The organism is Mucilaginibacter dorajii (assembly GCF_024808255.1).
Lineage (GTDB): Bacteria > Bacteroidota > Bacteroidia > Sphingobacteriales > Sphingobacteriaceae > Mucilaginibacter > Mucilaginibacter dorajii.
Genome location: NZ_JANTYS010000001.1, coordinates 276,523 through 291,597 on the forward strand (window position 1 = coordinate 276,523; position 15,075 = coordinate 291,597).

Sequence of the window (15,075 nt, forward strand, 5' to 3'; positions counted from 1 at the left end):
CGATAAATCAGTTAATGGATAGTCCGAAATGAAAAAGCATCAGATATATGCCTTTCTATGTATATTACATATGTGTTTATTGTCTACAGCTGCTATTGCACAAAATGCGGTATGGCAATGGTCAGTACCGGTAAAGGGGGCTAAAGACAATACAGGTAAAGCAAGGGCATTCTTATGGATACCGCCTGATTGCAAAAAGGTTAAAGCCTTCATATTCGCACAAAATAATATGGAGGAGCAATCCATATTGGAAAACCCGGGTTTCAGAATGGAAATGGGAAAACTGGGTATTGCCGAAGTTTGGGTAAGTCCGGCTTATGATCTTTTGTTTCATTTTGACCAGGGTGCCGGCGAAACTTTTAATAGTATCATGATTGAGTTGGCCAAAGTATCCGGCTATTCCGAACTTGCATATATTCCTTTTGCCGGTATGGGGCATTCGGCCGCAGCAAGCAACCCCTATTATATGGCTGCATGGCACCCTGAAAGAGCGTTGGCGGCCATTTCGGTTAGTGGGCAATGGCCATATTTCAGGCATGCTTCTTTTGCTCCAGACATATGGGGAAACAGAAATATTGATTACATCCCATGTCTGGAAACGATGGGTGAATATGAGGCTGCCAATAGCTGGTCTGAAGAAGGACTAAAAGAAAAGCAAGCCCACCCCTTGATGCCTTTGAGTATGCTGGCTTGCCCGGCGGAGTTCCATTTTGCAAGTACTGACAGTAAGGCCGCTTATATTGCGTTTTACCTAAAAAAAGCCTTGCAATACCGGATGCCTAAAAATACCCCTAACGGACAAGCACCTAAACTAATACCAATTGATCCCACAAAAAGCGGCTGGCTGGTTGATAAATGGCGCTTTGATCAGGCCCCGATGGCAAAATCGGCCCCTATCGATCAATATCTGGGTGATCGTGCGCAGGCTTTCTGGTACTTTGATGAGGAACTGGCTAATGCGACTGCTGATTACCAGGCTCGCTTTCGCAATCAAAAGGCACAACTGATCGGTTATGTGCAGGACGGTAAATTATTGGAGCAGTATAATGTGCATCAGCAGTTTAACCTGAAATTTGAACCAGAAGCTGATGGCATTACCTTTAAAGTGCATACTGCTTTCTGTGATACGGTACCTGGCGGTAGCCCAAGACCTGCCGTATGGACGCATATGCTGATTGGTTCTCGGATTGGCCATGCTAAAAACAATTTGCCCATAGCTGTTGATCGCATTACCGGGCCATTCATTAAAGTTAATGATTCCACATTCAGGGTTCATCCTCAAAGAGGGTTTTATGAATCACCCCATAGCTATGAACTATGGTTTTCGGCCACTCACCCGGGTGATGGTGAATATAAACCGGCGGTGCAGCAGGCTTTAATGGCTATCCTACCAAGAAATACACAAGGAAAAGAACAGCACATTAGCTTTTCGGCTATACCCAATCAACACCCGGATAAAAAGAGGATAAAACTAGATGCCTCGTCAGATGCCAATGTTCCTGTTAAGTTTTATGTACTTGATGGCCCTGCAGAAATAATGGGTGACCGTTTAAACCTTACTGCAATACCGCCAAGGAGTAAATTTCCGGTAAAAGTAACGGTAATTGCCTGGCAATACGGTAATAGCAATAAACCAAAACTACAAACAGCAGAGTCCGTCGAGCGTATATTTTGGATTAATAAATAACATAATTGTAATGACCTTTAAGATCACATTTCTATTGCCGGTTATTTTTATTTTGATGAGTAACTGTAAAGCTCATGATAGATCTGAAGACCATGTTTACCAGTATAGCCTAAAGGTCGGTACCCGGAATGCTTATTTATGGATCCCACCAGATTGCAAGCAGGTTAGAGGCGTAATCATATCCCTGGCCAACTTATTGGAACGTAACTGGCTGGAAGATCCGTTAATACGTCGTACCGCCGCAGAAATAGGTCTGGGCATCATATGGGTTGGCGCTGCAGAAAAAGGTGATCAATTTTTTACTGCAGATATGAAACCAGGGATGAAACCCATTTTTCAGCAGATGATGGATGATCTGGCGCAGGAATCGGGCTACCAGGAATTAAAAAATGCTCCCGTTATCCCTATGGGACATTCAGCTAACGGGCAGTTTGCCTGGACATTTGCCAATGCTATGCCTGAGCGTACCATTGCCTGTATTCCTGTTAAAACCATGCCGTTTCCAGACTCGTTAAAGTTTAAAAACATTCCGATTTGTTATGTTGTGGGACAAACCACCGAGTGGCCGCAATACCGTGTTCCTGATCCGGCGACGAAACCCGGCGACCGTGACTTTTACTGGCCCGTGGTAAAGCAAAGCGCTTTAGCTTTACGTGCACTTGATGCCGATAACCTGGTCAGTGTAGTGACTGATCCGGGAGGGGGGCATTTCGATTGGTCGAATTATTTGGCAAAATTCATTGCGCTGTATATCCGTAAGGCATGTGACTACCGCCTGCCGAAACAGGGGCAATCTGCTTTAAGACCAATTGAAAGATTTTCAGGTTGGTTAACAGGTACAGGTGGGATGGAAAAAGATGACTTTAAGCCCGTGCCCTATAGATTATTTAAGGGGATGGATGCAACCAGTTATTGGTTTTTTGATAGGGAAACGGCAATGGCTGCAATGAAGTTTGAAGGAGATCGAGTAAGACGCAAAAAACAAATGCTTACGTTTATACAGGACGGTAAGCTATTGCCTGTAGCTAAACTGGGTTATGCTGCTTTAAAGTTTCAACCGGAACAAGATGGTGTTTCTTTTCGGTTGAAAGGAGGTTTTTTGTCCGAGATGCCTCCAGAACTTATTGATGCAGGTCAAAAGCTTGGCCATGCATCAAGCCCCATTAGCTTTAGGGTGATTGCCGGCCCGGCCATACAAACCGGTCTCTCTTCGTTTAGGCTGAAGTTTGACCGGGCAGGAATGGGCGGCGAACTTTGGATACAGGAAGAAAACGCAGGCGACGCGGAATATCGTCATGCAGTGCAGCCAGGCAAGATGACCATACCCGCTAAACTAACTGCGGGAAAGCCTCAGAGAATAACCTTCAACAAGCTAAAGAATGTAAAAGATGGCATAAAAGAACTGGCTTTACATGCCAAATCAGATGCACGATTACCTATCGATTATTATATTATTTCGGGACCGGCATATATAGAAAATGGTACGATTAAATTTACAACTACCCCGGTTAAAAGTAGGTACCCCGTCAAAGTTAAGATCGTAGCCTATCAATGGGGAAGAATGACAGAACCCTTGTTCCAATCCGCGGAACCTATTGAACAAGTTTTTTATATCACCAGATAATGAACCTAACTGTTATTAATAGAAAATAAAAAATAGAAGGTTTTTAGCTGCTTAAAATCGTCTAATGACCATCTCCAATAGCATAAATAAACCATGAACTATATAAAAAGAATATGTTTACTTCTATGCAGCTTTTTATCAATGTGCTTAGCAGATCTTGTCCACGCACAGCCGTTCATGCACCCTGGATTGTTGCAAAATGTGCGGGATATAGCGCGAATGAAAACCGCAATAAAAGAAAAACAGGATCCTATATATAGCGATTTTCTGTTTTTTCAAGAGCATCCGCAGTCACAAAGTACCTATCACATGCAAGGCCCTATGAAAATGGTGGGCAGAAATCCAACTGTTGGGCAAGGGATATATGATGCAGATGCCAATGCTGCTTACCAAAATGCATTGATGTGGGCGCTTACTGGTGAGCAAAGTTATGCAGATAAGGCTATTGAAATTATTGATGCATGGTCGTCAACATTAAAATCAATTACAGGGCGAGACGCGGTATTAATGGCCGGACTTGGTCCGTTTAAAATGGTGAACGCTGCCGAAATTCTGCGATATACCCATTCGGGCTGGTCCTCATCATCTATCGAAAATACAGAGAAACATTTTCGGGAAGTGATCTATCCGGTTATCAAAGATTTTGCTCCTTTTGCCAATGGCAACTGGGATGCTGCCGCCATGAAAACCATGATGGCGATAGGTGTTTTTTGCAATGACCGACCCATATTTGAGCGGGCTTTACACTATTACATCAATGGCGCAGGTGATGGCAGTTTGTTGAATTATATCATTAATGAAACCGGGCAATGCCAGGAAAGCGGACGGGACCAAAGTCACACCCAACTGGGGATAGCTCATTTAGGCGATTGTGCTGAAATGGCCTGGCATCAAGGATTGAATTTGTATGCTTATGCAGACAATCGCCTATTAAAGGGGTTTGAATATACGGCGAAATATAATCTGGGATATGATGTGCCCTATACCCCGGCAATAGATATGACCGGTAAATATTTGTATCAGCAACTGTCAACAGAAGGTCGTGGAAGACTCCGGGCTGTGTACGAGCAGATCTATAATCATTACGTAAATCGTGTGGGTTTAACTGCACCCTATACTCAGCAGGCTGCAGAAAAGGTCAGGCCTGAGCAGCAGGGTTCACCAGGCGCCGATCATATGGGCTTTGGCACCCTTCTTTATTCCAGAGTAGCGGCAATGGGAGACGAAGATAATATCAGATCTATTCCCGCTGCGCCGGCGGGTTTATTAGCCAAGACATCCTCAACAAATGGTAATATTATAACATGGATAGCATCAATAGGAGTTAAATATTATACCGTAAAGCGAGCAGAACGGAAAAATGGACCATATTCTGTTTTAGCCAGACAGATACCTCATTCATTATATCGTGACAACAATGTAGTAGCGGGGCGGACTTATTACTATACTGTTTCTGCATTCAATAAATCAGGTAAAAGCGCAAACGCGTATCCGGTCAGCATTACATCGGGTTTCAGAATTAACTGGAAACAATCAGTTTTTGGAGGCGAAGAAGGATTGAAAGATACAGCGGTTTTCGATGGTCGGCAATTTACCATTATTGCTAAAGGAATAGGGATTGATAGTTTACATAATCAATTTAAATTTATCTATACCCCTTTAAATGGTGATGGCGCGATCACATTTCGTTACATTCCGCAAATCAGTTCACAGTTTACTGGTTTTGGCCTGGTTATACGCGAAGGGCTACTGGATTCTGCTCCACAAATAGCCCTGATAATAAAGCCTGAATCGTCAGGACAGGCAGAGGCTCCACGCTGGCACACCGTGCTCCTTTTTCGGGGGGGGGCAGGGAATAAAGTGAAAACTATCGCGTCAGGTTCGATACTTTCTGAACCGGTAGTTACCTTTAGTCGCCTAACGGGTTATTATTGGCTCCGTTTGCAGCGAAAAGGGGAGGAATTCGTCGGTTACTCATCGGTCGATGGAAAAAACTGGGCGAAAATAGGTTCAGTAACCGACCGAATAAAAAAACGGGTATTAGCCGGCTTAGCTGTTTCTTCCGGTTTATCAGGGAACGCTACTATTGTTAGTTTTGATCAGGTTAATCTAGAGGAATAAATAATCCCCCTTTTAATTGACCAGATAACCCCCTTTGTGACCATTTATATAGAATTATTTTTGGTCACATTTTTATAAGTCTTTAGTATAAGTCGCATTTGCTTTTTGAAGTGTACGTTTTGTTCCCTTACAAGTTTATAACATAAGGTGTTGACGCTGCATAATATTTAGGAGAACCATGTTATTAATAACCTATTGGTAATTATGAAGAGGAAAATAACGATCAATGATATAGCACGGGACCTGAATATATCTAAAACGACAATCTCCTTTGTTTTGAATGGTAAGGGTGCGGAAAAGGGAATCAGTGAATCATCTCAAACCCGGATACTTGATCATGTAAAAAAAATCAGCTACATGCCCAATTTTTCAGCGCAAGGATTGAGGACCGGTAAAACAAAAACAATTTGTATGATGGTGGAAGATATAGCCGATCCTTTTTTTTCTTCGATTGCCAGGGCGATGGAAGAAATTGCTTATATGAAAGGCTATAAAATTTTATATAGCAGCACTGAAAATAATACGCAGAAAGCTAAGGATCTGATCCAGTTTTATCGCCGCAGGCAGGTTGATGGTTATATTCTTGCACCGCCTCCCGGCATTGAGGAAGATATCAATGAATTAATAGATGATAATCTGGCTGTTGTATTATTTGATAGAACCTTAATTGGCATTGAGGCCGATAATGTGCTGGTTGATAATTTCGATATCAGCTATAAGGCGGTTAAACACCTGATTGAAAATGGTTACCGTAATATAGCCATGATCACATTATATTCAGAACAGATACAAATGACGGAACGCGAGCGCGGCTACAAGGAAGCCGTCGATGAAATCAAAAATACATATTTTATAAAAAATATAGGTTTTTATGATCATCCTGCCAGCAATGTTCAGGAGATTCAGCGGTTTATTGACCTCAACAATAATATAGATGCTGTATTTTTCACTACCAATTATTTAGCGGAAATGGGACTCGAGGCAATTCGAAATTTAAAGCTGCGTATTCCTGAGGACCTGGGAATTGTAGTTTTCGATGATGATAAACTTTTTAGATTATTTAGTCCGACCATTACTGCAATTGCCCAGCCCATCGGTGAAATCTCAGAACACGTTATTAAGTTAATGTTGATGCTGTTATCCGGTAAAGGAGTAAAAAAAGCGAAAAAAAGTATTGTCCTTCCTGCCATCTTGCAAATCAGGGAATCATCCAGGCCAAAGTCAGATTAAGTTTGGTGCCGGGCAGGGAATGTTTTGATCAGTACGTTAAACAGAATAATTGCATACATAAGCATCATTGTAACTCCTTGTCAGGATAGCAACTACAAAGTTATTGGGGCCAATTTAATTTATCGTTGCCCAATGAATGTTTTTATCGTCTCTTCTTATAGTTGGTTTATGGCCCTTGACTGTCTCTCCGGCAGTGGGGCCATATTTATTTAGTCTTTAATTTTCTAAATCAAGTTCGGATTTAAGTTTATTAGAACACCGTTGGGATACCGCTAAAGGATATTGACAAAGCCAGCAAATAGTCTGAAAAACGAAGGTTGAAAGAGGAATTCTGCTTTCGTTATAAAAAGAAAGGTAATCGAATTATAACACGAAGTCATTTCAAAAGCAGAATGAATTGATCAAGATAAAAAAACATAAAATTTTAAAAAAAAGCAAGTAATCTCCCCCCTGTTTGACCAGCTATTCCCCCTCTTAATTTTTGCGACACTATACCTTTGATGCCAATTATAGCCATTAATTAAGGACTTGTTTGGATGGCGTCGGTTTATAAACCGTTTTAGTAACCAATTATTATTTATACACTAATTATTTAAATTATGGAAAATTCTACTCTTCAATCTGGGGTCAAGATCAGGGCCCTTATGCTTTTTCTATCCTTGTTGTTTTCGCTTAATTCCATGGCACAAACCATATCGGTTACAGGTAAGGTACTTGACGCTAAAACCGGGGAGGCAATCATCGGTGCTACTGTGAAGGAAAAGGGAACACAAAAAGGTGCGGTTACTGATGTTAATGGGACGTTTAATTTAAACGTTGCCAGCTCAGCAGTCCTGCAGGTAAGCTACATCGGATATGCCACTATGGAAACGCCGGCAACCGGCGGCAAACCTTTAATCATTAAACTAATTCGTGGTAATAATGATCTTAACGAGGTAATCGTTGTTGGATATGGTACGCAGAAAAAGCCCACAATAACAGGAGCGGTAGAAGTAGTAACTGCCAAAGCCTTTGAAGACAGAGCGGTGACCAATGTTGGCTTATCACTTCAGGGACAAACTCCCGGGCTGCTTGTGACCAGATCTTCCCCAAGGCCTGGTAACGAAGGTTTGGCCTTTCAGATACGCGGTGCCACATCTGTAAACGGTGGCTCGCCGCTTATTGTTGTGGATGGTGTTCCGGTTATTAATTATCAATCATTTCAAAATATGAACCCTGATGATATTGAAAGTATCAGTGTATTGAAAGATGCATCAGCGTCAATTTATGGAGCAAATGGGGCAAACGGGGTTATTTTGGTAACTACAAAAAAAGGGAAGGGCCGGAATGGTAGTCCCAAAGTGGATTATACCGGAAACCTTCGTTTTACCACCGATGGCATTAAAGGTTATTCTGCCTCTGCTCAGCAATATGCGCAGATCTGGCTTGATGCGAACAAAGAGGAAACCACACCGAATTGGTGGGGCTGGGATACCCAAGCTAATATGCAAAAATTGGCTAACGGTTACGAAGGTATTATCACTACACGATATTGGGGAGATGCCTATGTGGGAAAAGGCAATCGCATTGATGAAATGTTTGCTCGCAGGTACTCTTATCAACATAACTTAAGTATTGCCAATAACACAGATAGGACCAGTTACCGTATTTCAGCGGGCTATGCAGATAATCAGGCTACACTGGCTACAGCCTATGATGGTCAGAAGCAATATAACTTTCGTCTTAACTATGAATATAAATTATCTGACAGAATTAAGTTAACGACGGATTACAGCTTTATCGATGCGAAAACCTCAAGCCCCTCTGTTGGCCTTGGCTCGAACCTGTATGCCAATGATATGCCATTTTGGCCAGCCAAGAATCCATATGGCGAATGGAATGCAAATTTTGGCAACGTAGGCAATCGTAATGCGGCGGCTACCACGGCTGATGGCGGACGAAACAATATTAATGATTTTACAAACAGGTTGGATCTGGCTGCAACGATAGGAATCGTAAAAAATCTGGACTTTATAGGTACAGTAAATTTTCAGGACGAACAGTATCGTCAGGAAATTTATCATACACCAGTTCAACTCTATGATTGGTATGGGAATAAGTCGCAGGAAGCTAACCAGGAAACTACGCAGAGTACAGGTAATCCCGGTTATGTTACCACGTCGAACCATGTGTTTTCCCAATACTACTCGGCATTGTTAAAGTATGGCAAAAGTATTGGATCGCACAATTTTTCTGCTACAGGTGGTATCGAGGCCAAAAAATATAACTATCAAAATCTATCGGCCAGACGTATATATTTTACAGATAATGGAGTAGAGGACTTAAACCTCGCCGACCCTACTGTACAGGACAACTCTGGAGGAAAAGGACATAGCGGGACATATTCATACCTCTTAAGGGCAAACTATAATTACGCGGAAAAATACTTGTTAGAATTATTGGGACGCGATGATGGCGCATCAAATTTTGCTCCAGGCTACCAATTTATAAAATATGGGGGAGGTTCGCTTGGTTGGGCGTTTACAAAAGAGGACTTTCTAAAAGGCATTACGTCAATAGTTAATTTTGGTAAAGTTCGTGCCAGCTACGGTATTTCCGGCAATAATGCCGGTGTTGGAGCCTATAATTACCTTGTTGGAGTTAATAACGGTACCGCTGTTTTGGGTAACCCGCCGGCCAAACAAACCACCTCATACTTATCGAATAACGATATATTTAGCAATACCACAACCTGGGAAAGCGTTTCCCAAAAAGATATCGGTATTGATCTTAATTTTTTAAATAATCGCCTTTCCACCACTTACGATTATTATATAAAGGAAAATAACCATATGCTCCAGTCCACCCAAAGACCGGCGCTGTTAGGAGGGAGTTCGCCTTTGACAAATTCCGGACAATTGAGTGTTAAAGGCTGGGAATTTACCATAGGCTGGAATGATCATGCCGGGGATTTCAATTATAATGTCAGATTGAATATAGGAAACAGCAAGTCGCTGTTGAAAAAACTCGAAAACGCTGATGCCTATAGCGCAGGTAAGAACAATTTTGTAAACGGCTATCCATTACATTCCTGGTTTCTGCAAAAAACCGGTGGATATTTTCAAAGCCAGGCTGAAGTTGATGCCTACTATGCAAAATATGGTGCAGGCGGTGGCCTCATTTCCAGGGTACCGCCCAGCGGTAGTTCAGCACTTCGTCCTGGCGATACCAAGATCATAGATGTAAACGGCGATGGGATACTAAGTAACGGCGGTGGAAATGTCAATGGCAACACCAGTGACCTGGTTTACATGGGAGATGGGGATGCACATTATCAATTTGGAATTAATTTAGGCGGTTCATGGAAGGGCCTTGATTTTAATGCTTTCTTCCAGGGCGTAGGGAAACAATTAATTATGCGTCAGGGCTATCTGGCCTACCCGTTTGCCACGATATATACCAACCAGCCTACCAGCTTTGAAGGTAAAACGTGGACAACGGATCATACCGATGCGCCTTTCCCTCGCCTCACAGTCGATCAGAACCGTGCCGCATGGAATTACCAGAATAATGATTTTATGTTACAGAACAGCAGATATATCCGGCTGAAATCATTAGTAGTAGGGTATACCTTGCCCTCAAATTGGACAAAAAGAGCAAAACTGAATAGAGTGCGTATTTATTTCTCAGGGAATGATTTATGGGAGTCTACCAGTATTAAGGACGGCTACGATCCGGAAATGGGTGAGACTTCACAAAACGTGGGTTATCCGTTCTACAGGACCTGGTCTTTCGGTTTGAATGTAGGTCTTTAAATAGTATGACAATGTTAATTTTTAATCACATGAAAAAATATATATATATAATTTTGTTGGGTGGCCTTGCTTTGGGATCAGCTTCATGCAAAAAAGATTTTATAGACCTCAAACCCCAGGACCAGCTGACCGATGCAGCCTATTTCAAACAGCCATCTGACTTTCGGGCTTATGCAACCGGGTTCTATGGCCAGTTGATGGGTTGGGCATCTCCTTACGGTGGCAATGATGTGTTTAATCATATGGATGTCTCATCCGACCTATCCACCTACTATGCGTTTTCATCAGATGTCGGCCGCGGAACAATCGTAGTTCCGGCAACTGACCCGGCATATTCGAACGCCTATTCATGGATCCGTTCGCAAAATATTCTGCTAAAACAGGCTGCTGTATATAGTGGTAATGCGGCTGACATTAAACAATATGTTGGTGAAGCCTATTTTTTCAGGGCCAATGCACATTATAGCTTATTAAAGAGATTCGGCGGTGTTCCGATTGTTACTACTGTTCTCGATGTAAACGATTTAACTCCTGCCCGAAACAGTCGTTATGAGGTTGTAACCCAAATTTTATCCGATTTAGATAATGCTATTGCCGATTTGCCCATTGAGCAGGCAATTTCTTCCGCAGATAAAGGACGTATCAGTAAATGGGCGGCAGAATCATTAAAAGCTGAGGTTGAGTTATATGAAGCAACCTGGCGGAAATACAACGGTGCGGTTACTGACTTTGCTGGCTCCGGAAAACCCTCATCTGATCAAACAGCCCAGTTTTTCAGCGAAGCTGCCTCACTGGCTAAAGATGTGATGGACAATGGCGGTTATACATTATGGAATTATAATACCTCACTTTCGAATCAGAGCTCATTTTATTTATTTAACCTCGAGGATGCTGGCAGTAATCCGGCTGGGTTAACCAAAGCAAGCAATAACGAGTTTATTTTATATAGCGTTTATGACTATGTACTTAAACAAGGAGGAGTAAATCTATCATTCACCTCTTACATGATGACCCCAAGCCGGAAAATGATGGATATGTATTTGTGTACGGATGGTTTACCGGCATCAAAATCTCCGTTGTTTCAGGGCTATCATAACCCTGGGGATGAATATAAAAACCGAGATTTTAGAATGACGAGTTATGCAGGTGGTATACCAACTACCGTTGACTTGACTAAGGGCGGTCCTGGATATGCTAATGTGAAATTTGCCAGTTATAACTATGGTTCTTACCGTAATGCCAACCAGGAATCACCGAACTTCCCGATTATTCGACTTGCTGAAGTGTATTTGATTTATGCAGAAGCGTTATATGAAAAAAATGGGAGTATAACTGATGCCCAGTTGGACGAATCAATTAACAAAATCCGTGACCGAGCCGGGGTTGCACATTTAACGAATGGATTGGTTTCGACCAACGGTTTGAATATGCTGGATGAGATAAGAAGAGAAAGGACAGTAGAGTTATTTCATGAAGGTTTTCGCTATGATGACCTGAAGCGCTGGGGTATTGCTGAAACGGCTCTAAATGGATCAACTTGTGGAGAAGTTGTCGGTGACGCTTCCTACACAACGGCCTTCAGAAATTCCGCAGGAGCAAATACATCCTTCTATGCACCTTCATCCTATGTATGGGGAGAGGAAGCGGTTTCAACGGCGGCAGGAACACTGAAATGCGTAGTCATCGACAGTAAGAGTAACCATAATTTTTCAAAGAAAAATTATTTGTGGCCGATACCTCAGGTTGAAATAAATCTCAATTCAAAATTGAGGCAAAATCCAGGGTATTAAAATGTCTGTAATGGGTGGTCTTACTGATCGGCCCGTTCTTGTCAATGTAAAATCAATTCATTTTAATCTTTTAATTATGAAACAAATATTAAAACAAAACGCCATCGTTATATTAATGGTAAGTTTTGTGATGCTGTTTATTGGTTGTGAGAAAGGACCAAATTTTGAAATGGTGACCTATCCCGCTCCTCAACCTACAGATTTCAATGCAAAATCTGGGTATCCCGGGTCTTATGTTACTATAACCGGTAAAGATTTTGGAACCCTGGCAGGTGCAGTCACCATATTATTCAACGGTATTCCATCAGATTCCATCAAATCTATCGAAGATGGGAAAATTGTGGTGAAAACGCCGGCCAATGGAACTACAGGAAAAATTACCTTAAAAATATGGAAAAACACTGTTGTATTAAACGGGGTTTTTACCTTTCTCCCGGCTCCAACTATTAAATCGGTCACATCTCTGGGCCCGCTTGGTACAGGCATAGCGGCAACGGGCGACCTGGTTGTCATCAAAGGAACTGGATTTGGGACCGATCCGTCGAAAGTTTCAGTAAGTTTTAACGGAACAACGGCTACATCGATCACAGCAGTTGCAGATACATCTATACAAGTAATAACGCCGGGAGGATACTCATCCGGAAATCTTACAGTAAAGATAAACGGATTCCCGATAACAGGACCACCTCTGCTTAATCCCGATGTGAAGGGCGATATATCAATGTTTTATTTAAAAAATTATAAACAACCGTTTAGCACCATTGTCGCCAACGATGCTTCGCGTTGGAGAACCCCTTCTGACTGGACGGTAACCACGCCAATAATGAATCATACTGGTGCCAATAATGCACCTGCCGGAGGCCTGGACAATAATCATCCGCCACTTGTAATAGCATTTGAATCAGGTTGGGGCGGTGCATCATACATTGTAAATGGTAAAATGTACCAAACTGTAACGCTACCTGCTGGAAATTATACTTATTCGGTTGGAATGTCAAATAATGATTGGCCTGGAAGTGACCCAATTTATATTGCCGCATCGGCAGGCACTACCTTACCGGATGCAGCCAATATTAGTACAGCCTTGGGATATTTTAAAATGATCCCGGATGGTCAATATTATAGCGGAGGTTTAGGGAAAACTTATAGTTGCAATTTTAGTTTAACGCAGCCTACAAAGGTATCTCTGGGCTTTGTAGTTAATATGACCGGAAACTCATACTTGAATTTGATATGGGTGAAATTGGTTCTGAATTAAATGATAAACGGGAGTTGGTTTTGAGGACTGACTCCCATTTATTGTTTAGTTGTAGTTTAATTTAGGTTTTGGGAATTGAGCAGAAGCATCTGTTTAAAAACAACATTAAATGTTTTATGCTGGTGTCGTTTTAAATTGGAATAACCTAGTTGCGATTCTTTTAACTAAAAAATTAGTGCAATAGCTCATTTGTTTGAAGTTAATTAAAATGTTCTTATAAAGAAAATATCATGAAATATCTGAATTTTGGACTTGTTTCCACAGTTTTGTGCGGTTTGGTACTGGTATCCTGTTCAAAAAAAAGCAATAGTCCGGTAACAAAAGTTGATACAACAGTATCTACAACAATAAAATATATCGATACCCTTTCTGACAATGTTCCTATGGTACATCCCGGAGGATTACATACAGCTGCAGATTTTTCCCGAATTAAAGCGATGGTGACGTCGGGAACCGAGCCCTGGAATTCCGGCTGGAATAAATTAATTGCAAATTCACATGCCCAATTAAATTACCAGCCTAGCCCAACAGTAAAATTGATTCGGGGGGGCAACACAGTCTGGGAATCTGATCCGGACAATTATTCTCATGCTTATAACGATGTTGCTGCAGCTTACCAGACCGCCATCCGGTGGAAGGTAAGCGGCGACACGGCTTATGCTAATAAATCAATACAAATATTAAACGCCTGGGCCGCCACTTGTATCAGTATAAATGGCGATCCTAACGCCGCATTGGCTGCTGGAATTTATGGATTCCAATTTGCAGTCGCTGGTGAATTGATGCGCGATTATAAAGGCTGGAAGCCTGGCGATTTTACAACATATCAGCAATGGATGCTTAGAGTCTTTTATTCGCAAAACCACGATTTTTTAATAAGGCATCAAAGCAGTTGTCCTGAACATTACTGGTCCAACTGGGATTTGTGTAATCTTGCCTCAGCCATGGCTATAGGTATTTTGGCGGATAAACGTTCGGCATATAATTATGCCATGAACTATATTATGCATAGCCCGAATGGTAATGGGAATATTCAAAAAGCCATCAACTATGTATTTACAGGGAGCGACGCAGGGTTGGCACAATTACAGGAAAGCGGCCGCGACCAGGGGCATGCTACGCTTGTAATCGCTTTACTCGGTCCAATATGTCAGATGGCATGGAATCAGGGGGATGATCTGTATGGATTTAACGACAATATGTTTTTGAAAGCCTGTGAGTATACAGCCAAATACAACGTCGCAAACCTCAATGTCCCGTTTCACAGTTATACTTATTATGATTGCAATACAACTACAACGCTAACTCAAATAAGTTCAGACTCAAGGGGGGCATCACGGCCGATGTGGGCATTGGTTTACAACCATTACGCGAAACTCAAAGGTTTGTCGGCTACCTATTCTAAATTAGGTGTTCAGGTAACTCAACCGGAAGGGGGAGGTGGAGATTACGGACCTGATAGCGGCGGATTTGACCAATTGGGTTTTGGTACATTGATGTATACATTACCATAAGAATTAGACCTGTTTTGTCTTGAAAGTGACTGATTATCAGCGGCGGAAATATTCGTG

Annotated in this window: 8 protein-coding genes; all 8 read left to right on the forward strand. The window is 41.9% G+C overall.

The genetic code is table 11. From position 1 onward, the window contains the following. Positions 1 to 70: 70 nt before the first annotated feature. The 8 genes from FHS10_RS00930 to FHS10_RS00965 all read left to right on the forward strand — a co-directional run bounded on the left by FHS10_RS00930 (position 71) and on the right by FHS10_RS00965 (position 15,018). Positions 71 to 1,687, forward strand: a complete 1,617-nt coding sequence (locus FHS10_RS00930) for a hypothetical protein (RefSeq protein WP_259086751.1) — start codon at positions 71 to 73, stop codon at positions 1,685 to 1,687. A gap of 10 nt (positions 1,688 to 1,697) precedes the next feature. Beyond that, positions 1,698 to 3,311, forward strand: a complete 1,614-nt coding sequence (locus FHS10_RS00935) for an alpha/beta hydrolase family protein (protein ID WP_259086752.1) — start codon at positions 1,698 to 1,700, stop codon at positions 3,309 to 3,311. 93 nt (positions 3,312 to 3,404) lie between these two features. Next, entirely contained in the window at positions 3,405 to 5,432 is a 2,028-nt protein-coding gene (locus FHS10_RS00940; protein ID WP_259086753.1) for an alginate lyase family protein, read from the forward strand. A gap of 204 nt (positions 5,433 to 5,636) precedes the next feature. Then, the gene (locus FHS10_RS00945; RefSeq protein ID WP_259086754.1) at positions 5,637 to 6,662 is read left to right on the forward strand and encodes a LacI family DNA-binding transcriptional regulator; all 1,026 of its coding nucleotides are present in this window, start codon (positions 5,637 to 5,639) and stop codon (positions 6,660 to 6,662) included. Between the two features lie 599 nt (positions 6,663 to 7,261). Continuing rightward, on the forward strand, positions 7,262 to 10,456 hold the full coding sequence (locus tag FHS10_RS00950; protein WP_259086755.1) for a SusC/RagA family TonB-linked outer membrane protein: 3,195 nt from the start codon (positions 7,262 to 7,264) through the stop codon (positions 10,454 to 10,456). A 29-nt stretch (positions 10,457 to 10,485) separates the two neighbouring features. After that, on the forward strand, positions 10,486 to 12,246 hold the full coding sequence (locus FHS10_RS00955; RefSeq protein ID WP_259086756.1) for a RagB/SusD family nutrient uptake outer membrane protein: 1,761 nt from the start codon (positions 10,486 to 10,488) through the stop codon (positions 12,244 to 12,246). 76 nt (positions 12,247 to 12,322) lie between these two features. Then, entirely contained in the window at positions 12,323 to 13,504 is a 1,182-nt protein-coding gene (locus tag FHS10_RS00960) for a DUF5013 domain-containing protein (protein ID WP_259086757.1), read from the forward strand. Positions 13,505 to 13,734: 230 nt separating this feature from the next. Next, complete coding sequence (locus FHS10_RS00965) at positions 13,735 to 15,018, forward strand: alginate lyase family protein (protein ID WP_259086758.1); 1,284 nt, start codon at positions 13,735 to 13,737, stop codon at positions 15,016 to 15,018. Positions 15,019 to 15,075: the final 57 nt, after the last annotated feature.